This window comes from uncultured Parolsenella sp. (assembly GCF_958346945.1).
In the GTDB taxonomy this organism is placed as follows: domain Bacteria; phylum Actinomycetota; class Coriobacteriia; order Coriobacteriales; family Atopobiaceae; genus Parolsenella.
In genome coordinates this window covers 15,796-39,247 of the sequence record NZ_CATVTL010000010.1, presented here as the reverse complement: position 1 = coordinate 39,247, position 23,452 = coordinate 15,796, and the positions used below count along the sequence as shown (strand labels likewise).

Genomic DNA, 23,452 nt, shown 5'->3' with positions numbered 1-23,452 from the left:
ACGCGAGGAAGCAACCTAGAGGCTCTCGCCCACCAGGGCGCGGCAGAAGGCCAGGGCGTCGAAGCGCTGGAGATCCTCCATCTGCTCGCCCACGCCGATGCGCCAGATGGGCAGGTCGAGGTCGTGGGCAATCTTGACGGCGATGCCACCCTTGGAGGTGCCGTCAAGCTTGGTCACGATGAGGCCGTCGAGGTCGAGAGCGTCGTTGAATTCGCGCGCCTGGTTGAGGCCGTTCTGACCGGTCGTGGCGTCGACGACGAGCACGACCGTCACGGGCATGCTCGCGCGCTTGCGCGTGACCGAGACGACCTTCGCGAGCTCGCGCATGAGCTCGGGGCTCGTATGCAGGCGGCCCGCCGTGTCAATGAGCACGAGGTCAGAGGCCTGCTTCTCGGCGCTCTCGATGACGTCGTAGCAGACGCTCGCGGGGTCGGCGCCGCGCTCGCGCGTGACGACCTCGACGCCACTGCGCTCGCCCCAGACCTTGAGCTGCTCGATCGCCGCGGCGCGGAAGGTGTCGGCACCGCCGATGAGGACGCGTTCGCCGCGCTCCTTGGCGGCACCGGCGAGCTTGCCCACCGTGGTGGTCTTGCCCGCGCCGTTGATGCCCACGAACAGCACGCAGCTCGGCGTGTCGTCGAACGGGTCGGTCTTGACGACCGGGAACGTCTCGGCCAGGCGCTTGGCCAGGGCCTCGCGCATCTGGTCGGCCGTGTGGAGGGCCTTCTTGGCGGCCAGCTCGCGCAGGTCGTCGACGACCTCCATGGCGACCTCGGGGCCCATGTCGCCCATGACGAGGGTGTCCTCGAGGTCCTCCCAGAACTGTTCGTCGACCTCGCCGCCCATATAGAAGATCTGGTTGAGCGCCTCGCGAGACTTCTCGAGGCCCTTCTTCAAGCGGTCAGCAAGCCCCATCAGGCATCGACCACCTTTCCTGTCGTGCGGTCAAGCCGCTGGGATACAACATGGCTCACGCCGTCAGCCTGCATGGAGACGCCATAGAGGACGTCTGCCTGCTCCATCGTGCGCCTCTGGTGAGAGATGACGATGAGCTGCGTGGTGGCCTTGAGCTGTTCGATGGCGTCGAGCAGCTTGTCGAGGTTGGAGTCGTCGAGAGCGGCCTCAACCTCGTCGAAGACGTAGAACGGCACCGTGCGGGTGCGGTAGACGGCGAAGAGCAGCGCGAGGGCCGTAAGCGACTTCTCACCGCCACTCATGAGCGTCATCTTTGCGATGCGCTTGCCGCGGGGCTGGGCCACGACCTCGATGCCCGTCTCGGCCGGGTGGTCGGGGTCGGTCATCTCGAGGTGCGCCCTGCCACCAGGGAAGAGCATGCCGAATATCTCGACGAAGTTAGCGTTCACGGCCTCGAACGTCGAGAGGAACTGGCGGCGCATCTTGCGGTCGATGGCCGCGGTGATCTTGGTGAGGGCGCCGCGGGCGCTCTCGAGGTCCGCGAGCTGAGCTGCGATGTAGTCCGCGCGCTCCTTGAGCTTGGCGTACTCGTCCATCGCCACCTGGTTCACGGGGCCCAGCCCGTCGATCTGGCGGCGCAGGGCGTCGACCTCGCGCTCGGTGGCCTCGCGGTCGTCGGGTTCGGGCATCTGGAGGGCCTCCTCGAGCACGTGGCGGCCGTCTGCCGTGATCTGCGCGATGGCCTGCTCGACGCGTACCTCGAGCTTGCCCGAGTCGACCTTGAGGGAGTTCTGGGAGGCGCGGGCGGCCTCGAGCTCGGTGGTGACGTCGGCCACCTGCTTCTTGGCGTCGCCGATCGTCTTCTTGAGGGAGTCGGAGTCTGCCTCGGCAAGGCTCGCGCGGTCCCTCAGGCGCTCGGCCCACTCGAGGCAGGCAGCATGGATTGCCTCGTAGCGCTCGTGGAGCGGGTCGATGCGCAGGCGCAGAACCTCGAGCGAGCGCGTGCCCTCGCGGGCGGCGCGATCGCGCTCGGTAAGCTCGTCGATGCGGGTCTTGAGCTGGGACTCGCGACCCTCGAGGTGGCTCAGGCGCTCGCGCGAGGTGGCGAGCTCGAGGCGGGCGTCGGCCGCCTTCTTGGTGGCGCTGTCCTCGGCACGCGACGCCTCGCGGCGGCGGTCCTGGGCCTTCGCGAGGTCTTCGGCGATCTGCGCGAGGCGGGCGCGCCCCTCCTCGATCTTGGAGGCGAGCTCGTCCAGGCGCGGGCGGGCCTTTGCGACGCGCTCGGTGGCGGCCTCGCGCTTGGCGGTGACCTGTGCGCGCTCGTCGGCAGCGCTCGCGACCTGGCCCTCGAGGCGGCCGATCTCGGACGTGACGGAGCCGTGCTCGCTCTCGAAGCGGCTCACCTCGCCCTTGGCCTCGCTCACGGCGGCGCGGGCGTCCGCGAGGGCGCTCGCGGCGGCGTCGACCGCGGCCGATGCATCTGAGACGGCCTGGTCATGCTCGGCAAGGCCTGCCTCGAGCTCGGGCAGCTGGCCCTCGAGCTCGGCGATGCGGCGGCGGCGCTCGAGGGTGCCGGCCGCGGCGCCCGCCGAGACACCCGCCTGGGTGCGGCCGTCGGGCAGGGCCACGACGCCCTCGCGCGTGACGTAGGTGAGGTCAGGGTTGGCGGCGTGACCCGCCACGGCATCGGCGGCGCTGGCGACGACGCGCACGTCTCCCAGCAGACGCTCCATGAGGCCGCGGGCGCGAACGTCGACCGTAAGCAGGTCGACGAGGCGCTCGCCGGCCTGTGCCGCGTGGGCCGGGGCCTGCTCGGCAAGCGATAGCACCGTGAGGGCGCCGGCGGCGTTCTTGGTTGCGGCGGCCGCGTCCATGAGCGACACGACGTCCTCGGAGGTGGCGACGACGGGCGCCGCGAGCACGTCACCGAGGAGGCGCTCGACGACCTCATCGAGCTCGGCCGGGGCGCTCACGACGTCTGCGAGGCGGTAGCGAACGAGGCTGGCAAGGCTGCCGTTGGCAAGCACCCTGCCCTCGAGGGAGCCCGTGGCGGCGCCCAGCTGGGCGTCGACGTCGCGCAGCGCGCGTAGCGTGGCACGGGCCTGGGCAAGGGCGCTTCGGGCCTCGTCGAGCTCGTGGCGCGCCTGCCTGGCCGCCGCGCGGGCCTCGTCGTGGGCGGCCGCGCGCTCGGGCACGGCGGAGCGGGCCTGCTCGGCAGCCTCGCGGGCGCAGACAAGCTGGCCCTCGAGCTCCTCGGCGCGCGCACGTCGGGACGCCAGCGCGGCGTTGGCGGTCTCGACCTGCTCGTCAATCTGGGCGAGGCGGCTCGCGAACATCTGGTCCTGGACCTCGGCGTTGCCGATCTCCTCGTTGAGCTTCGCCTGCTCGAGCGTGGTGTGGTCGAGCTCGCGCTGGCAGGAGCGCTGCTCGTCGGTGAGGCGGGCCTGGGCGGCTCCGGCCTCGCGGCGCTCGGCGGTGGCCGCCTTGGCGGCGGGGTCGAGCTCGCGCACCTGGCGCGTGAGGCTCTCGACCGCGGCGCGCGTCTCGACGAGGCGCTCGGAGACGTCGTCGGCCTCCTTGCGGGCCTCGGTGCGCTGGCGCTCGACCTGCGAGAGCGTAAGGCGCGTCTCGGAGAGGCGGTCGACCATGTTGCGGCCCTTCTCCTCGAGCAGGCGCATGTCGCTCTCGAGGCGGCCGAGGATGTCGGCGCAGCGGCGGCGCTGTTCGCCGAGGTCGCCCACGAACAGGCCCTTCTGCTCGAGCATGCTCTGGAGCTTCTCGAGCTCGCGGGTCTTCTCATCGACGCGGTACTGCGCGAGCTCGACGGCAGCGGCGGCCTCCTTGGCCTGGGCCTGGAGGTCTGCCCACTGGCGCTGCAGGCGGCGCACGTCGTCAACGGCGAGCTGGCAGGTGAGCTCGGAGAGGCGTGTATCGAGCTCGTTGAAGCGCTTGGCGCGATCGACCTGGCGCTCGAGGGGGCGCAGCTGGCGGTTGATCTCGCGCGCGACGTCGCGGGCGCGCACGAGGTTCTTGTCCATGTCCTGGAGCTTGCGCAGCGAGCGCTCCTTGCGGCGGCGGTGCTTGGAGATCCCGGCCGCCTCCTCGATGAGGGCGCGGCGCTCCTCGGGGCGGCTCGAGAGGATCGAGTCGAGCTTGCCCTGCGAGATTATCGAGTGGGTGTCCTTGCCCAGGCCCGAGTCGTGCAGGATGTCCTGGATGTCCATGAGGCGGGCGGGGGCACCGTTGATGAGGTACTCGGACTCGCCCGAGCGATACATGCGCCTCGTGATGCCAACCTCGGTGAAGTCGACCGGCAGCGTGTGGTCGGTGTTGTCGAGCACGAGGGTGACCTCGGCCACGCCCACGGGCTTTCTGGCCGACGAGCCCGAGAACACGACGTCCTCCATGGCCTGGCCGCGCAGCATCTTGGCGCTCTGCTCGCCGAGCACCCACAGGATGGCATCGCTCACGTTCGACTTGCCGGAGCCGTTGGGGCCCACCACGACGGTGAGGCCCGGGTCGAAAACCATGTGGGTGCGGTCGGCGAAGGACTTGAAGCCCTTCAGCGTGAGGGACTTCAGGAACAATTGACGCCCTCCTCGGCAAGGCGCTTGATGGCGTCGTCGGCCGCCGCGCTCTCGGCGAGCTTCTTGGACGAGCCCTGGCCGCGGCCCATGCGCCTGCCCTCAACGAGCACGACGGAGGTGAAGGTGGGGCTGTGGGCCGGGCCCTCCTCGCCCTCGAGCTTGTACTCGGGTGCGCAGCGGAGCTCGCGCTGCGTGATCTCCTGCAGGCGACTCTTGGGGTTCTCGGGGCGCTCGGCGAGCTCGGGCGACATGTGCGGACCAAGCGTGCGCGAGACGAACTCGTGCGTGACGTCGTAGCCACCGTCGAGGTAGAGGGCGCCCACGACCGACTCGTAGACGTTCTCGAGGGCGGAGTGCAGGCCGCGCGCGCCCGTGCCCTTCTCGGACTCGCCGAACACGATGCACTCGCCAATGCCCAGCTGCTCGGAGACCATGGAGAGCGTCTTGCCCGAGACGAGCGAGATCTTGAGGCGGGTGAGCTCGCCCTCGTCCATCTCGCCGAAGCGCTCGAAGAGGTCGGTGGCGACGATGGCGCCGAGGATCGAGTCACCCAGGAACTCAAGGCGCTCGTAGGAGGCCGAGACGGGCAGGTGCTCGACGGCGCTGGGGTGGGTTATGGCGGCCGTGACGAGGTCGCGGTCGCGGAAGGTGTGGTTGCAGATCTTCTCGATGTGTCGAATCCGCTCGGTTGCGGCGCTATGGGGCATGCGCGCTCCCAATCTGTTGGTAAGTGTCAGATACGAGCAGGCCGCCCGACGGCGGCCCGCAAACGCTTCAATTGTACCCGTACCAGCACCGTTGCGCGAGCGCCGCGCGGCCAGTGGAAGAGGACGAACAGACGCAAGAGTCTGGGTCTCGGAGCGCGAAGAGCCGTCCCTCATTTTCAGGAAACATGACAAAGGGCTCTGGCCCCTTTGTCACGCCTACTTGGCCGAGGCGATGGCCTGGGCGAGCCTGCCGCAGAGGTCCTGGCGCACGCAGCGGGCCGCAGTAAGGGTGCCGTTCATGATGGCCTCGGGGTTGGTGGCGCCATGGCCCACGAGCACCGGAGCCTTGAGGCCGAGCAAGGCCGCGCCGCCGTAGGCGTCGCCCGACAGCAGGCTCGCCACGCCCTTGAGCGCGGGCTTCACCATGAGGGCGCCAAGGCCCGCCCTCTTGCTCTTGGCGCCCTCGGCCTTGAGGGCGGCCACGATGAACTTGGCCGTGCCCTCGACCGTCTTGAGGGCGACGTTGCCCGTGAAGCCATCGGTCACGATGACATCGATGGGGCCGGTGAGGATATCGCGGCCCTCGCAGTTGCCGCTGAAGTTGATGCCCTCGGCGGCGGCGAGCGCCTCGTGGCGGGCGAGCGCGGCCTCGGAGCCCTTGGTGTCCTCGGTGCCGTTGTTGAGCAGGCCCACGGTGGGGTCGTCGACGCCCAGCACGATCTGGGCGTAGGCCGTTCCCATGCGGGCGAACTGCACGATCATCTCGGGCGTACAGTCGGCGTTGGCGCCAAGGTCGAGGAAGGTCGTCATGTGGCCGTTGACGCCGGGCATGGCCGTAGCGAGCGCCGCGCGGGCGACGCCCTTGACGCGGCCCACGACGAGCGTGCCGGCAGCCAGGATGGCACCCGTGGAGCCGGGCGAGAAGAACGCGTCAGCGTCGCCGCTGCGCACGGCGCGGCAGCCCCGCACGATCGAGGAGTCGCGCTTGGCGCGGACGGCGGCCGTGGGGTGCTCGGCCATCTCGATGACCTCGGTGGTCACGAGCGCCTCGGTGCGGGCATGCTTGGCGCAGAAGGGCACGACGACGTCTTCGTTGCCCGCGACGACGACCGTGAGGTCCTCGTCGGCCGCGAGCGCGCGCTCGACGCCCTCGAGCACGGCCTTGGGCCCCTCGTCGCCTCCCATGGCGTCGACCACAACTCGAACCATCTGTGACTCTCCCCTCTTGCGCCGGACGTGCCGGCCACGACATAAAAAGGAGGCCGGCCCGCTGGGACCGGCCTCCTGGCCACTCTAGGATTTGGGCAGCTACTCGGTGACGATGACCTCGCGGCCCTTATAGTAGCCACAGCTCGGGCACACGCGGTGCGGGAGCTTAACAGCGCCGCACTGAGGGCACGTGGAACGGGCCGGCATGCTGAGCTTGCTGTTGGCCGAGCGACGGGTGTGGGTCGCGCCGCGGCCCTTCTTCTGCTTGGGTACTGCCATTGTTGACCTCTCTTACGAATCTCACGCCGCCAAGTACGCGCGACGGTCTTTCACATACAAACTGGAACTATAGCACGTTTGGTGCCGAGGGCACCAGCACTCCACAGGATTTGGTGCAATTCGCTATTCCTGCGCAGAATCTTCGCCTTCGTCGTCGAAGTTGAGCCCCGCGAGCGCGGCAAAGGGGCCGGTGGCGGCCTCGACCGACTCCATCTTCTCGGCGCAGCCGCAGTCGCCTTCGTTGAGGTTGGCGCCGCAGTGAGGGCACAGGCCCTTGCAGTCCTCGCGGCACAGCACCACGTAGGGCGTCTCCATGAGGATAGCGGCGAAGATGGGCTCGGCCAGGTCGATCGTGTCGTCGTCGGACACGAGCGAGAAGTCGACCTCGTCCTCGTCGTCGTTCAGCTCCTCCTCGGCGGGCGCCTCGAACAGGAAGTACTCATCGACCTCTGAGGCGATGTCGAACTCGGCGTCCTCGAGGCAGCGGTCGCATGTTCCCACGACGTGGGCGCGCACCATGCCGGAGGCCAAGATGCCCTCGCCGGCGTTGGTGAGCACGAGGTCGTAGTCGATGCCGGACGGCAGCGCGAAGTCGTGGTCGCCGAGCGAGTAGGAGTCCTGGTCGATGTGACCCGAGATAGGCAGGACGCTGCCGGCACCCTCGAGACGCTCGTCGACCTTGATGATGATGGAATCCATGGCCACCTGCTACCTGCGCGAGTTCGAGCCGTCGTCAAGCGCCTGGCGGCTGCGCTCGAGCTGGCCGATGACGCTCTTGAGATTGTCGGAGATGCCGGTGAGCACACCCTCGGCGTAGTCGTTGATGTGGTAGCGCAGGTCCCTCTCGTACTGGGAGGCCTGGTCGCGGATCTCCTCGGCCTGCTGGTTGGCGAGGCGCACGACCTCCTGGTCGCCGGCGAGGATCATGGCCTGCTGCTGCGCGTCGGCCACGATGGAGTCTGCCGTCTGGTGCGCGTGGGCGAGGATCTCGTCCTCCTGCTTGAGGACGCGGCGGGCCTCCTCGAACTCGCGCGGGAAGGCATTGCGGATGTCGTCGATGAGCTCGTAGACGGCTTCGGCGTCGATGATCTTGGGGTTGGTCCCTGTGCCACCCATGAGAGGCTTCTTTGCGTCGGTGACCATCTGCTCGAGCTCGTCGACCAAGCTGCCGATCTCCTCACCTGGCTGCATGCGCAGGCTCCTTTCGTGCTATGTCCCGCAGTAGACGCTTGCGGGACCCTCGGGCGGCACGGCGATGCCGCGCCATTGGCGCTATCCGTATTACCTTACCATAAGCACTGCTATGGGGACGCGGCGCCGCCCGCGGCGCGGGCCATGAGTCCCAAAACGTCACAAAATGCGGCGCGCACGGACCGTGCCACACGCACGAGAAAAGGCGCGCCCCCGGACAAGCCGGAAGCGCGCCCCACTCAGACGTATGCCGAGCCCCCTTCGCCTCGGCCTACATCGAGTTAACCATATCATGACAGAAAACTAAACCCCTGAGCGTGCCATGATTCGCGTACACATTGGCTGCACGGCACCACCTGGGGCTCGTTGCGCAGCGGCGCACGGCGACTCGGGGCGCCACGATGCCTCGCGGCCGCGCGCCCCACGCACGCGCGCATCAAAGAGGCGCGCCCTCGCATCTGACCGAGACTCCCTACGCCTCCTCGAACTGGGAGTTGTAGAGCTCGGCGTAGAAGCCGCCCTTGGCGAGAAGCTCCTCGTGGGTGCCCTTCTCGACGATGTCGCCGTCGCGAAGGACGAGGATGACGTTTGCGTTGCGGATCGTGGAGAGGCGGTGCGCGATGACGAAGCTCGTGCGGCCTTGCATGAGGGCGTCCATCGCGCGCTGGATGAGCTCCTCGGTGCGCGTGTCGACGTTTGAGGTCGCCTCGTCAAGGATGAGGGCAGGGCGGTCGGCGAGAAACGCGCGGGCGATCGTGACGAGCTGGCGCTGGCCCTGCGAGAGGTTCGTGCCCTCCTCGTTAATCTCGAAGTCGTAGCCGCCGGCGAGCGTGTGGATGAAGTGGTCGCAGCGGGCGGCGCGGGCAGCGGCCTCGACCTCGGCGTCGGAGGCGTCGGGCCTGCCGTAGCGGATGTTCTCGCGAATCGTGCCACTGAAAAGCCACGTGTCTTGTAGCACCATCGCGAACTGGCTGCGGAGCTCGGCGCGGTCCCAGTCGCGCACGTCGACGCCGTCGACCTTAAGCGAGCCCCCATCGATGTCATAGAAGCGCTGGAGCAGCTTGATGAGCGTGGTCTTGCCCGCGCCCGTAGGGCCCACGATGGCCACCGTCTGGCCGGGCTCGGCCGCGCAGGTGAAGTCGTGGATGATCGTCTTGTCGGGCGTGTAGCCAAAGCGCACGTGGCTGAACTCGACGCGGCCGTCGCGGACGGCGGGCACCTGGGCCTCGACGGCTTGCTGCTCCTCGGGCGCCTCGAGGAACTCGAAGACGCGCTCGGTGGCGGCGGCCATCGACTGCAGGGTGTTCGAGACGTTGCCGAGCTGCTGCACCGGCTGAGTGAAGTTGCGCACGTACTGGATGAAGCTCTGGATGTCGCCGGGGGTGGCGGAGCCGGTGAGCGCGAGCTGGGCGCCCACGACGACCACACCCACGTAGCCCATGTTGCCCACGAGGCCCATGAGCGGCATCATCACGCCCGAGAGGAACTGCGAGCGCCAGCCCGAGATGAACAGGCGGTCGTTCTTCTCGTCGAACTCGGCCACGGCGGCGTCGGCGCGGTCGAAGACCTGAATGACGTTCTGGCCGGCGAAGTCCTCCTCGATGATGCCGTTGACGGCACCGAGGACCTGCTGCTGCTCGCGGAAGTAGGGCTGCGAGAAGTGGATCATGACGACCATGATGATCGCCGCGGCCGGCAGGGTGAGCACCGTGACGCCCGTGAGCGGAAGCGAGATCGACAGCATCATGACGAGCACGCCGATGACCTGCGTGACGGAGGTGATGAGCTGGGTGATCGACTGGTTGAGCGACTGGCCCAGGGTGTCGACGTCGTTGGTGATGCGAGAGAGCACGTCGCCCTTGCTGTGGCCGTTGAAGTAACTCATGGGCACGACGGCGATCTTCTCGGCGATCTGCCTGCGCATGCGGTAGCAGATCCTCTGGGTGACGCCCGTCATGAGCCAGCCCTGGATGAGGTTGCAGGCAGACGATGCGAGGTAGAGCCCCAGCAGGATGAGCAGCGTGCGGCCAATCCAGTCGAAGTCGACCGAGCCCGTGCCGCTCACCTTGGCGACGAGGCCCTCGTAGAGCTTCGTGGTGACCTGGCCCAGGACCTTGGGGCCGACGATGTTGAAGATGACCGAGCACATGGCGAAGGCGACGCCGAGGAAGACGGCGATCTTGTGCTGGCCCACGTAGGTGAGCAGCTTGAGCATGGTGCCCTTGAAGTCCTTGGCCTTCTCGACCGAGCGCCCGCCGCCAAAGTTGGCCGCGCGCTTGCCCATGGGCCCGCGCTGGTTAGCGTTGCTCTGCGTCATTATCGCTCGCCTCCCTTCATGACCTGGTCAATCTCGTCTTGCGTGAGCCCCAGCTCGGCAGCCGAGAGCTGCGACTGGGCGATCTCGAGGTACGCGGGGCAGCTGCGCAGCAGCTCCTCGTGCGTGCCCTGTCCCACGACCTTGCCCTCGTCGAGCACGACGATCTGGGTCGCGTGCATGATCGTGGCGATGCGCTGAGCTACGACGACCACCGCGCTGTCCTTCTCGTGCTCCGCCAGCTGCTCGCGCAGCTTAGCGTCGGTCTTGTAGTCGAGCGCGGAGAACGAGTCGTCGAACACGACGACCTCGGGCCTCTTGGCGAGGGCGCGTGCGATGGCGAGGCGCTGTCGCTGCCCGCCCGAGACGTTGGAGCCGCCCTGGGAGATGTCGGAGGCGTAGCCGCCCTCGCGCTCGGCGATGAAGTCGCTCGCCTGGGCGATGCCGGCCGCGCGCTCCATGTCGGCATCCGTCACGGAGTCGCCGGCGAACTTGAGGTTGCTCTCTACCGTGCCGGAGAAGAGCATGCCCTGCTGCGGCACGTAGCCGATGCGGCGGCGCAGCTCGGAGAGGGCCATGTTACGCACGTCGACGCCGTCGAGGGTGACGCGGCCGCCCGTGACGTCGTAGAGGCGCGGGATGAGCTGGACGAGCGTCGACTTGCCCGAGCCTGTCGAGCCGATGATGCCGAGGGTCTGCCCGGCGCCCACCGTGAAGCTCACGTGCTCGATGACGTCTGCCGAGGCGTCGGGGTAGGCAAAGCTCACGTCGTCGAAGACGAGCTCGCCGCGCGGCGCATCGGCTGCCGGGAGCTGGGGGTTTGCGGGCTCCGCGATCGAGGTCTTGGTCCTGAGGACGTCGTCGACGCGCTCGGCGGCCACCTCGGCGCGGGGCAGCATGACCGAGACCATCGTGAGGATCATGAAGGCCATGACGATCTGCATCGTGTAGGACATGAAGGCCATCATGTCGCCTACCTGCATGACGCCGTCGTTCACGCCATGGGCGCCAAACCAGACGATCAGCACGGTGACGCAGTTCATGACGAGCATCATGAGCGGCATCATGAAGCTCATGGCGCGGTTGGTGAACAGCTGGGTGCTCATGAGGTCGCGGCTCGCGCCGTCAAAGCGCTCGAGCTCGTGGTCCTGGCGGCCAAAGGCGCGGATGGGCATGATGCCGTCGAGCATCTCGCGGGCGACGAGGTTCACGCGGTCGACGAACTTCTGCATCGCCTTGAACTTGGGCATCGTGAGGCCCATGAGCACGCCCACGACGGCGCAGACGGCGATGACGGCCACACCGATGGTCCACTCGAGGCCCGTGTGGGTGGCGAGCACGCGCAGCACGGCGACCACGCCCATGATGGGTGCCATGAGCACCATGCGGATGAACAGCGTGGTGGCCATCTGGATCTGCTGGATGTCGTTGGTGCAGCGGGTGATAAGCGAGGCCTGGCTGAACTTGCCCACCTCGGCCGGGCTGAAGTGCATCACGGCGTCGAAGGTCTGGCGACGCAGGTCGCGGGCGATGGTGCAGGCGGTGTGCGAGGCCACGGCGCCCGTGAGCACGGTGGCGACGAGCGACACGAGGCACAGGCCAAACATCTTGAGTGACATCTGCGAGAGGTAGGCGTTCTGCACGTCCTCGAGGCTGATGCCCTGGGCGGTGTACTGCTGCTGCACGTAGGTGATGGCGCGTTGCTTGACGATGGAGCCGCCCATGGAGCCCATAGAGTCGCTCATGGCGCTCGCGACGTCGACGAGCTTCTGCTGCGGGACCATGCCGGCCGCCACGGCTGCACGCACGGTGTCCATGTCGAGCGCGCCCGTCATACCGTCGGCGAGCGTCGAGGCGTCGACGCCCTGCTCGAGCGACAGCACGACCGTCTCGGGCAGGCTCATGGCGTTGGTCACGGCGCCGTCCTCGGCACGGTCTGCCTCGGAGCCCACGTAGGCGCGGACGCCCTCGTCGTTGGCCTGCCCATAGGCGGCCTCTACGGTGTCCTGGTCGTCCTGGCTCATGAAGAGCTCGAGGTCGGACAGGGCGTCTGCCTGGATGGTGTTGGGCACGGGGCTCTCGATGCCGCCCTGTTGGATGCCCACGTCGACAATCTCGCTCATGTAGGTGGGCAGCGCCAGGTCTGCGTTGCAGCTGATGACGATGAGCGCGATGGCAGTGACGAGCGCCAGGATGTGGTTCTTGAAGAGCCTGATGATCTTCACGCGGCTGTGCCTCCTTCTTGGTTGGTTGCAGCGGGAGCCCGGCCCGCGGCGCGGCCTGCGGGGCTCCCCGGTGGATGGATATCTGTGGTGTGCGCGGCGGCTGCGGCGCGCGCAACGCTCGCGACCCTCGCGCACTTGCGGGGCGCGGCGAAGATGGCGCGCGTAGCGGGCTAGATGTGGACCTGCCGGCCTTCTGCGCGGCGAGCCTCCATAACCTCGCCGATGCGCCCCACGACGTGCACGAGGGACTCGGTGTCCTCGGGCCCCAGCTCCTCAAGGAAGCGCGCGATGAGGTCGAGGCACTCCTCGAAGTGCTTGCTTGCCACCTCGTAGCCCTTCTCGGTCACGAGCACCTCGACGCGCCTGCGGTCGTGCTCGCAGCCGCGTCGCTCCACGTAGCCGCGCTTCTCGAGGGCGCGCAGGGTGTTGGCGATGCGCGCGTCGGACACGCCGGCCTTGCGGGCGAGTTCGCTGGGAGACATCGGGTGGCCCTCCTCGATGAGCGCCTGCATCACGGCAGGCATGCCGCGCGTGGCCTCGCTCACGGTGGGCTCGGGTCGCAGGCTCATGACCCTGCGACCCTCCCTCAGAAGCTCGAGGGCGCGCGCGAGCCACTCCTCGCTGGGCGACGAAGCGCTCGCATCCCGCATAAGCCCGGAGAATGCGTCATGCTGGGTCATGCGTAACTCCTCCAAATAGTTTCTAGCGTTAGTTTTCATTGTTAGGAATATAGCCATTTGGTTCCTCCGATTTCACGAGACCCCACATTGAGGTAGACTTCACATCAAGGACACAACATCTCGGCGAAAACTGCTTGCAGGGCGCTGGTGCTGTGTTATTCTTAACCAGCTATGCGTCGAAGGCGGTTGCAAGATGCGCCGCTTACATGGAGGTACAACAATGTCTAAGGTTTGCGCCATCTGCGGCAAGCACGCCGTTGCCGGTCGTTCGATCAGCCACTCGCACCGCGTCACCAACCGCAAGTTCCGTCCGAACATCCAGCACGTCACGGTTGTCGTCGACGGCCACAAGCAGAAGATGAACGTCTGCTCCACCTGCCTCAAGTCTGGCAAGGTCGCCCGCTCCTAGTAGCGAGCTCGCTGCAAACGCAGCTCATATGCATTGTCGGGGAGTCGCCGGTTTCGGCGGCTCCTTTTTTTGTTGCCGCTCCCCCGTTGACCGGGCACGAGCGGCGCGGCGCCACGACGAGGTGCGCACGTCCGGGTTCGCAAGCGGCACGCGACGCCGTGGAACGCGTAGCCCGGGGCACGACCGACGCCGCCCGTGAGAACAAGGGGACGACACGAATATGGCCCCGCACCAGCAACTGCTCGTACGGGACCAACGCAATCGTTAAACAAGGACCTAGCGGATGAGAAACGCCGCCACGATGCCCACGTGGCAGGTGATTGCGGCGTCATCGGCGTCGATGACGTTCGAGATGCCGCGGTCGCGCAGGGCGTCGACGCGGAAGTGGTCGAGCTCCCAGCGCATGCCGCGTTCGCTCACCACGCTCGCGTCGGCAAGCGCCACGAAGGAGAAGTGACAGCCGCAAGCTCGCTCCCCCAGCTCCCACGTCTGGCTGCCGCGCGGCGAGAGGATGCGGCAGGTGAAGGCGTCCTCGACAAGCGAGGGCGCGAGGTCGGCGTTCGAGGCGAGCACCCCAAAGACGGCCAGGGCATGGTCCATACGGCCAGCGCTCGCACAGGTGACCGTGACCTCAAGGTCCTCGCCACGCTCCGAGGCGATCTGGCGGGCACAGGCAAAGCCCAGCGAGAGGTCGGTGTCGTACTTCGCGGGCGGAAAGAGCCGGATACCCAGCTCACCGTGAAGGCCGTGAATCTGGGGCGTCTCGCGCACGTCGTCAGCGGGCGTCACGTCGAGGTGCTGGCCGGTGGTGGCCGCGGCCGAGGCGCTCGCGTGGTCGCGCACCCAGGCGAGGGTGTCCGCGCTCACGGTGTCGGCGTCGCCGCAAAAGGCATCGGGAACAATGCCCGCCGCCCGGCACGCCTCGGCGCCACGGTCGATTGCCACGACCGTCTCGGCCTCGCGGGCAAGCTCGGAAAGGGTGGCTGCGCTGCTGGGCTCGGGAGAGCCTGCTACGAGAAGAACACGCATGGGAGCCTTAGACCTCCTCGGGGCTGGGCCTGCGGGTGGCGTCGTCGAACGCCTCGATGGCCGAAAGCGAAATGCTGCCGTAGTTCTCGGAGTAGAGGTCGGACCAAGAGCGGATGAAGTTGGCGTCGCGCCCGTCGTGGTCGTTGTGGATGCCAGCGACGTGGAAGCCCGCGCGGCGCGCGGAGCGCACGGCGAACGGGGCGTCCTCGAAGACCCAGGTCTCGGCAAGCGGTGTGCCCAGGCGCTCGAGCGCCTCGAGGTAGACGTCGGGGAAGTCCTTGTCGCGCCCGTCTCGCACGCCCTCCGTGCACAGGACGTCGTCGAAGTAGCCAAGCAGGCCGTGGCACTCGAGCGCACGGATCACGAGCCGCCGTGGCGTGGAGCTCGCGACGATCATGGGCACGCCTGCCTGGTGCAGACTCTCGACGAAGGCGTGGGCACCCGGCATCTCGACGATGTCGTTCTCGTAGGCGCGCGTCACGAAGTCATAGATCTTGACGAGCAGAGAGTCGGGGTCGTCGCTCATGCAGAACTCGCTGTGGAGAAACTCGCAGGCCTGCATCAGCGTCATGGCCTCGACGGTGTCGAGGAGCTCCTGCGTGGGCTCGACGCCATAGCCCGAGATGAGGGTCGAGAACATGTTCATCCACATGCCCATCGAGTCGAGCAGGGTGCCGTCACAGTCGAAAATGGCGCCAGAGATCTTTGACACGGGTGCCTCCCCTAGGTTTGCCGCGGGCGCGGCGAGACAGATGTTTTAAGTATACGAGCTTGTCGAGGTAGCGTTCTAAACGTCGCGCCGGTGACACGCGAGCCAAAGTTTGGGTAAAGTATCTCCTGCGGCCGCAGGGCCGCATTTCTATGCACAGAGCTCGCCCGCGCGGCGAGGGTTCACGGAGGTTTTGGCACATGGCACGTTACGACTATCGATGCACCGGCTGCGGCAAGGTCTTTGAGGTCGAGCACCCGATGTCGGAGCGCCCGAGCATCACCTGCCCGAACTGCGGCAAGCCGGCCGAGCGCGTCTTCTCGGCCTCGAGCATCACGTTCAAGGGCTCGGGCTTCTACAACACCGACCAGCGCGGCGGCAACAGCGCCACCGACGCCACCTCGGGCTGCTCGGGCTGCGCGGGCCACGACTGCGCGAGCTGCGGCGCGTAAGGGGCTTGGCGGGAGCCTCGCTGCCCCGCACCGGCCGGGCTAGCATACCCGCTGTGACCCATCAATGCGAGAAGGGCGCAACGCCACCCACGGCGTCGCGTCCTTCTTCTGTTTTGGGACAAATTAGCCCGTAGCCTTTCTGTCCCAAACCGCAGGTAAGGTGGGACAGTAAGGCTACGGGCGAAAGTGTCCCAGCTAGCGGTGGACGAGACGGGCGCAGAAGTGGCCGTCGGGGCCACCCGCGCAGGGAATCGAGCGGTACATGCCGCGGCTAGTGACCCAGGAGAGAGCTCCAGGCTCGAGCAAGGCGATGCCGAGGGAGTCCGTCACACTCGCAAGCTCGAAGGCACTACCGGCGTCGCTCGCGAGGAAGGCATCGACGACGTCCTCGTTCTCGCAGGCAAGCACCGAGCAGGTGGCGTAGACGAGCGAGCCGCCCGGCACCACGCGCCGGCTCGCGGCGGAAAGAATCGAGAGCTGCAGGGCCGGCAATCCCTCGGGGTTCGCGGGATCGAGCGAGGAAGCCTCGAGCGTCCAGGGAATCTCGGGGTGGCGGCGCATCGTGCCGGTGCCCGAGCAGGGGGCATCGACGAGCACGGACGAGAACGAGCCCGAGAGCTCGGCAGGCAGCTCGTCCTCGCCAAGCCTGGTGGCGTCGAACTCGGTGCAGCTCACGGTCCCGGCAAGGCCCGCCGTCTTCATACGCGCACGGGCGAGGGCCACCTTGGAACCCACGAGCTCGCACCCCGCGATGGAGGGCGTGGCACCCAGCTCGTCCATGGCACGCGCGAGCAGCAGCGACTTGGTGGCGCGTCCCTGCCCCACCTCGAGGACACGGCCCTGGGCGGGAGCGGCCACGCGGCAGACGATCTGAGCCGAGAGGTCCGCGACCGCGACGTCGCACGACGCCACGAGCCCTGTGCGGGCAAGGCGCGCACCGCTCGAGAGCTTCCAGCTCGCGGGAAGACTCGTGGGCTCGCACTCGTCGGCCAGGCGCGAGAGATGGTCGGCGAGGTCCGCCGTGTCAACCTCCGCGCGGCCCTGGGCCACGTAGATGGGCGCGGGGTCGAGCGCGGCGCACGCCATCCTCGCGGCGTCACGCTCCCCCAGCTCGGCAAGCACGGACTCGCACAGCCACTGGGGATAGCCCGAGGCAACGGCGAGGTCGAGGGTGCTGAGCGCGCACTCCTCGCCCTGGGCGAGGCGGCAGACGCGGCTGCGGGCGGCGTCGACCTCGGGGCGGCACGCCTTGACGCGGCGCAGCACGGCGTTGGCCATGCCCGCGGCGCGCGGCTGCACGCTGCGCACGAGCTCAACGCCCTGGCTCACGGCAACCTGCGGGGGCGTCTCGAGGTAGAGGACCTCGAACGATGCGAGGCGCAGGGCGTCGCGCACACGGGGCTGGATGGAGCCCGGGCGGCTCGCGAACGAATCGATGCGGCGATCGAGCTCGCCTGCGGCGACGTTGACGCCCAGCACGAGCCTCGTGGCGAGCGAGCGCGCCTTGCGGCCGAGCGCATCCATCTCGTGGGCGCTGCGGAGCAGGTCACGGGCGCGGGCGCCACGGCGGCGTTGGAGCGACAGGAGGCGCAGCGCCGTGGTGCGCGCGGGGCTTGCGACCGTCATCAGACACGCTCCCAGGCAAGGTCGTCGCCGCGAAGTCCCGCGGCCCAGGCGCTCGCGGCCATCTGGCGCTTTCCGTCGGGCTTGACCTCGAGCACCTCGAGCGCACCGTCGGCGCAGCCCAGCACGACGCGGCCATGGCTCACGAGCACGTGCCCCTGTGCCACGGAATCATCGCAGGTGGCGGCGCGCATGAGGCGCACGCCCTTGCCGGCGACCGCGCAGCGGGCGGGCGCGGCGTCGGTGCTCGCGAGCACGCGGCGCACGTTGTCGGTGGCGGAGTCGACGGCATCGAGGCGCATCTCGGCCTTGTCGATCTTGTGCGCGTAGGTCACCAGCGTCTCATCCTGCTGCGTCCAGGTGGCCGTACCGGCGGCGATGTCGTTGATGGCGTCGACGAGCGCGGCAGAACCGAGGCGGCCCACCTCGTCGAGCAACTCGCCGGACGTCTTGCCCGCGGCCGCGGTGCTCACCTGGGCGCAGTAGGCGCCCGCGTCGAGCTCGTGCACGACCTCCATGATCGAGGCGCCCACGAGCTCGTCGCCCGCGAGGACCGCACGCTGGATGGGTGCGGCGCCGCGCCAGCGCGGCAGCAGCGACGCGTGCACGTTGACGCAGCCCAGGGGAAAGAGCTCGAGCAGGGCGTCGGGCAGAATGCAGCCATAGGCGGCCACGACGCACAGGTCTGCCCCGAGGGCGCGAATCTGGTCGATGACCTCGGGCGTCATGCGGTTGGTCTCGGTGACGGAGAGGCCCAGCTCCAGTGCCTTGGCCTTGACGGGGCTCGGCTCGAGGCGCTTGCCGCGGCCGCGCACCGCGTCGGGGCGCGTCACGACGCGGCAGACCTCGAACGCATTGGCAACGGCCTCGAGGGAGGGCACGGCAAAGTCGGGCGTGCCCATGAAGACGATGCGCATGGGTGCTCCTCGCTACTCGGTCTCGCCGGGACGGGCGCCCTCGGCCATGGCCCTCTCGCACTCCTGAAGCGCCTTGGCGCGCTTGAGGGGCGGCAGGTGGTCGACCATAGTCACGCCGTCGAGGTGGTCGATCTCGTGCTGCAGGCACACGGCCAGCAGGTTGTTCTCGGCCTCGTACTGCATGAGGTCACCGTCGAGGTTCGTGGCGTGAACGATGACGTGGCTCGGGCGGTCGATGTCGACCGAGATGCCCGGGAACGACAGGCAGCCCTCGCTGAAGCGGCGCAGGGCACCGTCGGCCTTAATGATCTTGGGATTGATGAGGACGTAGGGGTTCTCGCTGCCCTTCTCGTCCGTGTAGTCGCAGTCGATGACGACCATGCGGACCATCTCGCCGATCTGAGGGGCGGCGAGGCCGCAGCCGTCGGCCTCGTACATGTCCTCGAGCATGCGCTGGGCCAGGGCGCGCACGTCGTCATTGATCTCGGTGATGGGCTCGCAGACCTGCGACAGGCGCGGGTCGGGGGTAAGCAGGATGTCCTTGGTGCTCATGGCGCTCCTCACACAAGCCCCGCTAGCGGGGCGAACAGTCAGTTGCAACAATCATACCAACCAGCGCGCGCGGCCTTGCAAAGCCAAGAGAATTAGCACAGCGAACGACCGCTGGGACAGTGTCCCGGAGTTCTATTGTCCCAAATTGGGACAGTGTCCCGGAGATCTATTGTCCCAGCGGGCATGTCACAGCAGGTCGTAGGCATCGACGTCGATCGAGAGCGCCACGTCGCGGCGCGCAGGCAGGGCGTCGGCCGCGACCGTGAGGACGGGTCCCACGTTGGCCGCGGCAGGGGCCTTCACAACCACGTGGCGGCGGAAGCGGTCCTTGACCTTGGCGCGCACGCACTCGGCGGGGCCCAACACCTCCCACTCGCCCGGCAGGTCGAGCACGCGGGCGCGCAGCTCGCGGGCAAACGCCGCCGCGCAGTCGCGCACGACGCCCTCGTTAAGCCCGGCAAACGTTACGTTGGCGAGGCGCGAGAAGGGCGGGTAGTAGGCCTCCTCGCGCTCGTCGAGCTCGTAGGCCACGAAGGGGCCGCGGCGGTGCTTCTCGACCGCACGAATCGCAGGATGCGTGGCCCAGTAGGTCTGGATGACGACCTGCCCCGGGCGCTCTCCCCTGCCCGCGCGGCCCGCGACCTGCTCGAGCAGGTGGTAGGTGCGCTCGGCGGCGCGAAAGTCCGGCAGCTTGAGGGTGGTGTCGGCGTTAACCACGCCCACAAGCGTGACCTCGGGAAAGTCGAGACCCTTGGCAATCATCTGGGTACCCACGAGCACGGCGCACTCGGCCACGTCGAACTGCTCGAGGAGCTTCGTGTGGGCGCCCTTGGTGGCCGTGGTGTCGGCGTCCATGCGTATGACCTCGACGTCCTCGGGCAAAAGCATCCGCAGCTCGTCCTCGACGCGCTGGGTGCCCACGCCATATTGGGCGAGGTAGCGGCTGCCGCAGTTGGGACACTTGGTCGAGGGGTCGGGGTAAGCGCGCACGGGCCAGACGCTGCCGCAGGTGTGGCAGGCGAGGCTGTGCGTGCGCTCGTGGTAGGTGAGCGCCGTGGAGCAGTGCGGGCAGGTGGGCACGCAGCCGCACTCGCGGCACATGAGGAAGCTCGCGAAGCCGCGGCGGTTAAGGAGCAGCACCGCCTTCTCGCGGCGCTCGGCCACCTCGAGAAGGGCGTCTCGCAGGGTGCGCGAGAAGACCGAGCCTCCCTTGGCACCCGGCTGGGAGCGCATGTCGACCACGTGCACGGTGGGCAGAACGGCGCTACCGGGGCGCTCGGGCATGCTCGCACGCGTCCACGAGACGCCGCGCCAGCTGCCCGCCCGGCAGCGCTCGAGACTCTCGAGCGAGGGCGTGGCGCTACCCAGCACGAGCGCCGCCCCGCGGCGGCGCGCAAGCTCGGCGGCCACCTCGCGGGCATGATAGCGCGGGGCCTGGTCCTGCTTGTAGGAGCCCTCGTGCTCCTCGTCGATGATGATGAGGCCCACGTTCGCGAGCGGGGCAAAGAGAGCCGAGCGCGCGCCCACGACCACGTGCGCGGCGCCGCTGCGCAGTAAGTCCCACTGATCAAAGCGCTCGCCGGTCGAGAGCCGCGAGTGGAGGATCGCCACGTCGTCGCCGAAGCGGCTACGGAAGCGCCCCACCGTCTGGGCGGTGAGCGAGATTTCGGGCACGAGGACGATGGCGTCCCTGCCCTGGGCGCGCACGCGCTCGATGGCGTCGAGATAGACCTCGGTCTTGCCCGATCCCGTGACGCCATCAACGAGCACGACGTCGCCGCGCCTGGCGGAGACGGCCTCGCCGATTGCGGCAAGAGCACCCTGCTGACCTGCGGTTAATTGGGTGGGGCGCGGGGCGTTGGCGTTCGAGAGGGTCGAGGCCTGCTCTCCCCCGCGGATGCGGCGGCGATGCTCGACCTCCACGAGGCCGCGCTTGGCAAGCGCCGAGATCACGCCCGCGGCACCCGACACCATCGCCGCGAGCTCGGCCACGCGCATAGGGCCGGCCGCGAGGGCCTCGACCACCTGCCGCTGGCGGCTTGCGTTCTTGCGCGGCGTGAAGGCGCGGCCGGCATCGGTGAGCGCGGACCAGCGATCGTCGACCGCCTGGGCACGGTTGCAAACAAGCTCCCAGGCGCCCTCGTCGCTCTTGCGCACGCGCACCGTCTGGCCGGGCGCAAGCATGAGGCGCAGGCACGACGCCAGGGGCGCGGCGTACTCGCGGGCCATCCACAGGGCAAGGCCCGCCGCCACCTCGTCAAAGGCAGACGGGGCAAGCACGCGCTCAACGCTCAGCACGCGCAGAGGGTTCACGCCCTCCGACACCTCGGCCGAAGTCGAGACGACGTAGCCCACCGCCAGGCGATGGGCAAAGCTCACGAGCACCGTGCAGCCGGCCACGCAGCTCGTCTCGAGCTCAGCGGGGATGGCGTAGTCAAAGCACCCGTCAATGGCGCGGGTGGGTATGTCCGGAACGACCTGTGCGTATCTCATGGCTCCCAGTTTGCCACGTTGGACGGACAAAAAGAAACGAGACGGAAGGTGATGGCCTTCCGTCTTGTCATGAAGTTCAAGCGTGACAAAGTGCTACGACCCCTTTGTCACCTTTTCTGAAAGAACTAGGCGCGCTTGCGTCAGCGGTCGAGGCCCAGGGCGAGAAGGGCGAGTCCCTTGCGGGCGCCATGGCACATGCGCCCCCTCCCCTCGCCGGAAAGAAGGGTCTGGCGAACTCGACGGGCGAGTCTGTCCACGGTTACTCCGATCGGTCATATGCAGTCGAGAAGCAGGCTCCGAATGCCCCCCCCCGATAATTTCATCGGTATAGACGTTCATAATTTTATCAAAATAGGTGGCAAAACGTTTTGCCCCTCCCCCAGTTTCGCAGGTCTTACAAGTTGCGGAAATCAACGCAACAAGGGCGCAGCCAGACGGCCACGCCCTCGTCAACGCTTGTTAATTTGTTGCTGGGACAATAAAGCCCGTAGCCTTATCGTCCCAAACCGCAGGAAAAGTGGGACAGAAAAGCTACGGGCGGAAGTGTCCCAGATTCTGGTTAGGCCAGCTCGGCCACCGCGGCCTTGAGCTCCTCGGTGCGGTTCGTGGCCTCCCAGGTGAAGTCGGGGTCCTTGCGGCCAAAGTGACCGTAGGCGGCCGTCTTGGCAAAGATCGGGCGGCGCAGGTCGAGGTCGCGGATGATGGCGCCCGGACGCAGGTCAAAGACGCGCTCGACGGCACGCTCGATGGTGCGGTCGCTCACGGTGCCGGTGCCCTTGGTGTCGACGAGCACGGACAGCGGGTGCGCCACGCCAATGGCGTAGGCCAGCTGCACCTCGCACTTGTGCGCCAGGCCCGCGGCCACGATGTTCTTGGCAACCCAGCGCGCGGCGTAGGCGGCCGAGCGGTCGACCTTGGTGCAGTCCTTGCCCGAGAAGGCGCCGCCGCCGTGGCGGCCCATGCCGCCGTAGGTGTCGACGATGATCTTGCGGCCAGTGAGACCCGTGTCGCCCATGGGGCCGCCCACGACGAAGCGACCGGTGGGGTTCACGTAGATGTCGGCGTCCCTCCAGGGGATGTTCGCCGCGTCAAGCACCGGCGCGATGACGTGCTCGGTGACGTCAGCCTTGATGACGGCCATGTCGTCGACCTCGGGGTCGTGCTGGGTCGATACGACGATGGCCGAGACCTCGACGGGGCGGCCCTGCTCGTAGCGCACGGTCACCTGGGTCTTGCCGTCGGGGCGCAGGTAGGAGAGCTCACCGCTCTTGCGCACGTCTGCCAGGCGCTTGGCGAGGCTCTGGGCCAGGTAGATGGGCATGGGCATGAGGACGTCGGTCTCGTCGGAGGCGTAGCCAAACATCATGCCCTGGTCGCCCGCGCCGATGAGGTCGAGCGGGTCGGTGGTGCGGCCGGCCTGCGCGTCGAACGACTCGTCGACGCCCTGGGCGATGTCGGGGCTCTGGCCGTGGATCATGTTGATGACGCCGCAGGTGTCGCAGTCAAAGCCGTACTTGGCACGGTCGTAGCCTATTCTACGCAGCGTCTCGCGGGCGATCTCTGCCACGTCGACGTAGGCCTGGGTGCGGATCTCGCCGGCAACGACCACGGTGCCGGTGGTCACGAACGTCTCGCAGGCGCAGCGCACCTCGTCGACGTTGGCGGGCTGGCCGCTCGGCGAGATGTAGCCCTCGGCCTGCAGGCGCGCTTCCTTGGCAAGGATCGCGTCAAGCACGGCGTCGCTGATCTGGTCGCAGATCTTGTCGGGGTGGCCCTCGGTGACCGACTCAGACGTGAAGTAGTAGCTCTCGTTGGTGGACTCGCTTGCGCTCATCCCTTCTCCCTTCTGGCGGACGTGCCGCCACGTTGTGGGCGCCGCGCGCGGGCGGGCGCCCCGGAGACGAAAAACGTCCCCTCACCTGTGCAAGGGGACGTCGATGACGCGCGAGTCATGCTTCCCCCGTCTTCCGGCCAGCAAGGCCGCCGAGAATTGGCACCCTGCCAGCGGGGCTGGTGGGTTGTCGGAGCGTCATCGGGCTCGGTCCCTCGGCTCTATGCGCCATGTGCGGGCCTCAACGCGCAAGGTCAGCGGCGCCTCTTGACGAGCGCCCTTTCGGGCCTGAACAGTGTATTCCCACAGGGACGTCGTGTAAACAAAGAA

The 23,452-nt window shown here is 67.9% G+C and carries 19 protein-coding genes; 2 read left to right on the top strand and 17 right to left on the bottom strand.

The features are described from left to right. Positions 1-15: 15 nt before the first annotated feature. The 10 genes from ftsY to Q3866_RS06340 form a co-directional block, all read right to left on the bottom strand. Positions 16-915 (bottom strand): signal recognition particle-docking protein FtsY, encoded by a 900-nt coding sequence (ftsY, locus tag Q3866_RS06385; protein ID WP_301830476.1) that lies wholly within the window; start codon positions 913-915, stop codon positions 16-18. After that, on the bottom strand, positions 915-4,502 hold the full coding sequence (gene smc, locus Q3866_RS06380) for a chromosome segregation protein SMC (protein WP_301830474.1): 3,588 nt from the start codon (positions 4,500-4,502) through the stop codon (positions 915-917). Before smc ends, ftsY begins: the two co-directional genes overlap by 1 nt. Continuing rightward, positions 4,493-5,209 (bottom strand): ribonuclease III, encoded by a 717-nt coding sequence (rnc, locus tag Q3866_RS06375; protein ID WP_301830472.1) that lies wholly within the window; start codon positions 5,207-5,209, stop codon positions 4,493-4,495. The genes smc and rnc overlap by 10 nt, the downstream gene beginning before the upstream one ends. A 216-nt stretch (positions 5,210-5,425) precedes the next feature. Then, positions 5,426-6,418 (bottom strand): phosphate acyltransferase PlsX, encoded by a 993-nt coding sequence (gene plsX / locus Q3866_RS06370; protein WP_301830469.1) that lies wholly within the window; start codon positions 6,416-6,418, stop codon positions 5,426-5,428. A 99-nt stretch (positions 6,419-6,517) separates the two neighbouring features. Continuing rightward, positions 6,518-6,697, bottom strand: a complete 180-nt coding sequence (rpmF, locus tag Q3866_RS06365) for a 50S ribosomal protein L32 (protein WP_293674014.1) — start codon at positions 6,695-6,697, stop codon at positions 6,518-6,520. Between the two features lie 123 nt (positions 6,698-6,820). After that, entirely contained in the window at positions 6,821-7,396 is a 576-nt protein-coding gene (locus tag Q3866_RS06360) for a DUF177 domain-containing protein (protein ID WP_293674015.1), read from the bottom strand. Positions 7,397-7,405: 9 nt separating this feature from the next. Further along, a complete protein-coding gene (locus Q3866_RS06355) occupies positions 7,406-7,888 on the bottom strand; it encodes an ATPase (protein WP_293674016.1) in 483 nt (160 codons plus the stop codon). A 472-nt stretch (positions 7,889-8,360) separates the two neighbouring features. Continuing rightward, positions 8,361-10,205 carry an ABC transporter ATP-binding protein gene (locus tag Q3866_RS06350; protein WP_301830466.1) on the bottom strand — a complete coding sequence of 615 codons (1,845 nt, stop codon included), beginning with the start codon at positions 10,203-10,205 and terminating at the stop codon, positions 8,361-8,363. After that, positions 10,205-12,427, bottom strand: a complete 2,223-nt coding sequence (locus Q3866_RS06345; RefSeq protein ID WP_301830464.1) for an ABC transporter ATP-binding protein — start codon at positions 12,425-12,427, stop codon at positions 10,205-10,207. The genes Q3866_RS06350 and Q3866_RS06345 overlap by 1 nt, the downstream gene beginning before the upstream one ends. 170 nt (positions 12,428-12,597) lie before the next feature. After that, on the bottom strand, positions 12,598-13,107 hold the full coding sequence (locus Q3866_RS06340) for a MarR family winged helix-turn-helix transcriptional regulator (RefSeq protein WP_301830463.1): 510 nt from the start codon (positions 13,105-13,107) through the stop codon (positions 12,598-12,600). A gap of 220 nt (positions 13,108-13,327) precedes the next feature. Between Q3866_RS06340 and rpmB the strand changes: the two genes are divergently transcribed. Then, entirely contained in the window at positions 13,328-13,516 is a 189-nt protein-coding gene (gene rpmB, locus Q3866_RS06335; RefSeq protein ID WP_293674020.1) for a 50S ribosomal protein L28, read from the top strand. A 276-nt stretch (positions 13,517-13,792) separates the two neighbouring features. Here the strand turns inward: rpmB and Q3866_RS06330 are convergent, their stop codons facing one another. Together Q3866_RS06330 and Q3866_RS06325 are read right to left on the bottom strand one after the other, a co-directional pair. Further along, positions 13,793-14,545, bottom strand: a complete 753-nt coding sequence (locus tag Q3866_RS06330) for a thiamine pyrophosphokinase (RefSeq protein WP_301830462.1) — start codon at positions 14,543-14,545, stop codon at positions 13,793-13,795. A gap of 7 nt (positions 14,546-14,552) precedes the next feature. Continuing rightward, complete coding sequence (locus tag Q3866_RS06325; RefSeq protein WP_301830461.1) at positions 14,553-15,257, bottom strand: HAD family phosphatase; 705 nt, start codon at positions 15,255-15,257, stop codon at positions 14,553-14,555. A gap of 197 nt (positions 15,258-15,454) precedes the next feature. On the opposite strand from Q3866_RS06325, the gene Q3866_RS06320 reads away from it, so the two are divergent. Continuing rightward, on the top strand, positions 15,455-15,706 hold the full coding sequence (locus tag Q3866_RS06320) for an FmdB family zinc ribbon protein (RefSeq protein WP_293826771.1): 252 nt from the start codon (positions 15,455-15,457) through the stop codon (positions 15,704-15,706). Between the two features lie 195 nt (positions 15,707-15,901). On the opposite strand, the gene Q3866_RS06315 is transcribed toward Q3866_RS06320, so the two are convergent. The 5 genes from Q3866_RS06315 to metK all read right to left on the bottom strand — a co-directional run bounded on the left by Q3866_RS06315 (position 15,902) and on the right by metK (position 23,125). Then, positions 15,902-17,332, bottom strand: a complete 1,431-nt coding sequence (locus Q3866_RS06315) for an RsmB/NOP family class I SAM-dependent RNA methyltransferase (protein ID WP_301830460.1) — start codon at positions 17,330-17,332, stop codon at positions 15,902-15,904. Further along, positions 17,332-18,246 carry a methionyl-tRNA formyltransferase gene (fmt, locus tag Q3866_RS06310; RefSeq protein ID WP_301830459.1) on the bottom strand — a complete coding sequence of 305 codons (915 nt, stop codon included), beginning with the start codon at positions 18,244-18,246 and terminating at the stop codon, positions 17,332-17,334. The genes Q3866_RS06315 and fmt overlap by 1 nt, the downstream gene beginning before the upstream one ends. A gap of 12 nt (positions 18,247-18,258) precedes the next feature. Then, positions 18,259-18,798 (bottom strand): peptide deformylase, encoded by a 540-nt coding sequence (def, locus tag Q3866_RS06305; protein ID WP_293673431.1) that lies wholly within the window; start codon positions 18,796-18,798, stop codon positions 18,259-18,261. Between the two features lie 186 nt (positions 18,799-18,984). Next, positions 18,985-21,291: a primosomal protein N' gene (gene priA, locus Q3866_RS06300; protein ID WP_301830457.1), complete on the bottom strand. Its 2,307-nt coding sequence runs from the start codon at positions 21,289-21,291 to the stop codon at positions 18,985-18,987. Between the two features lie 559 nt (positions 21,292-21,850). Further along, entirely contained in the window at positions 21,851-23,125 is a 1,275-nt protein-coding gene (gene metK, locus Q3866_RS06295; RefSeq protein ID WP_301830455.1) for a methionine adenosyltransferase, read from the bottom strand. Positions 23,126-23,452 lie beyond the last annotated feature (327 nt).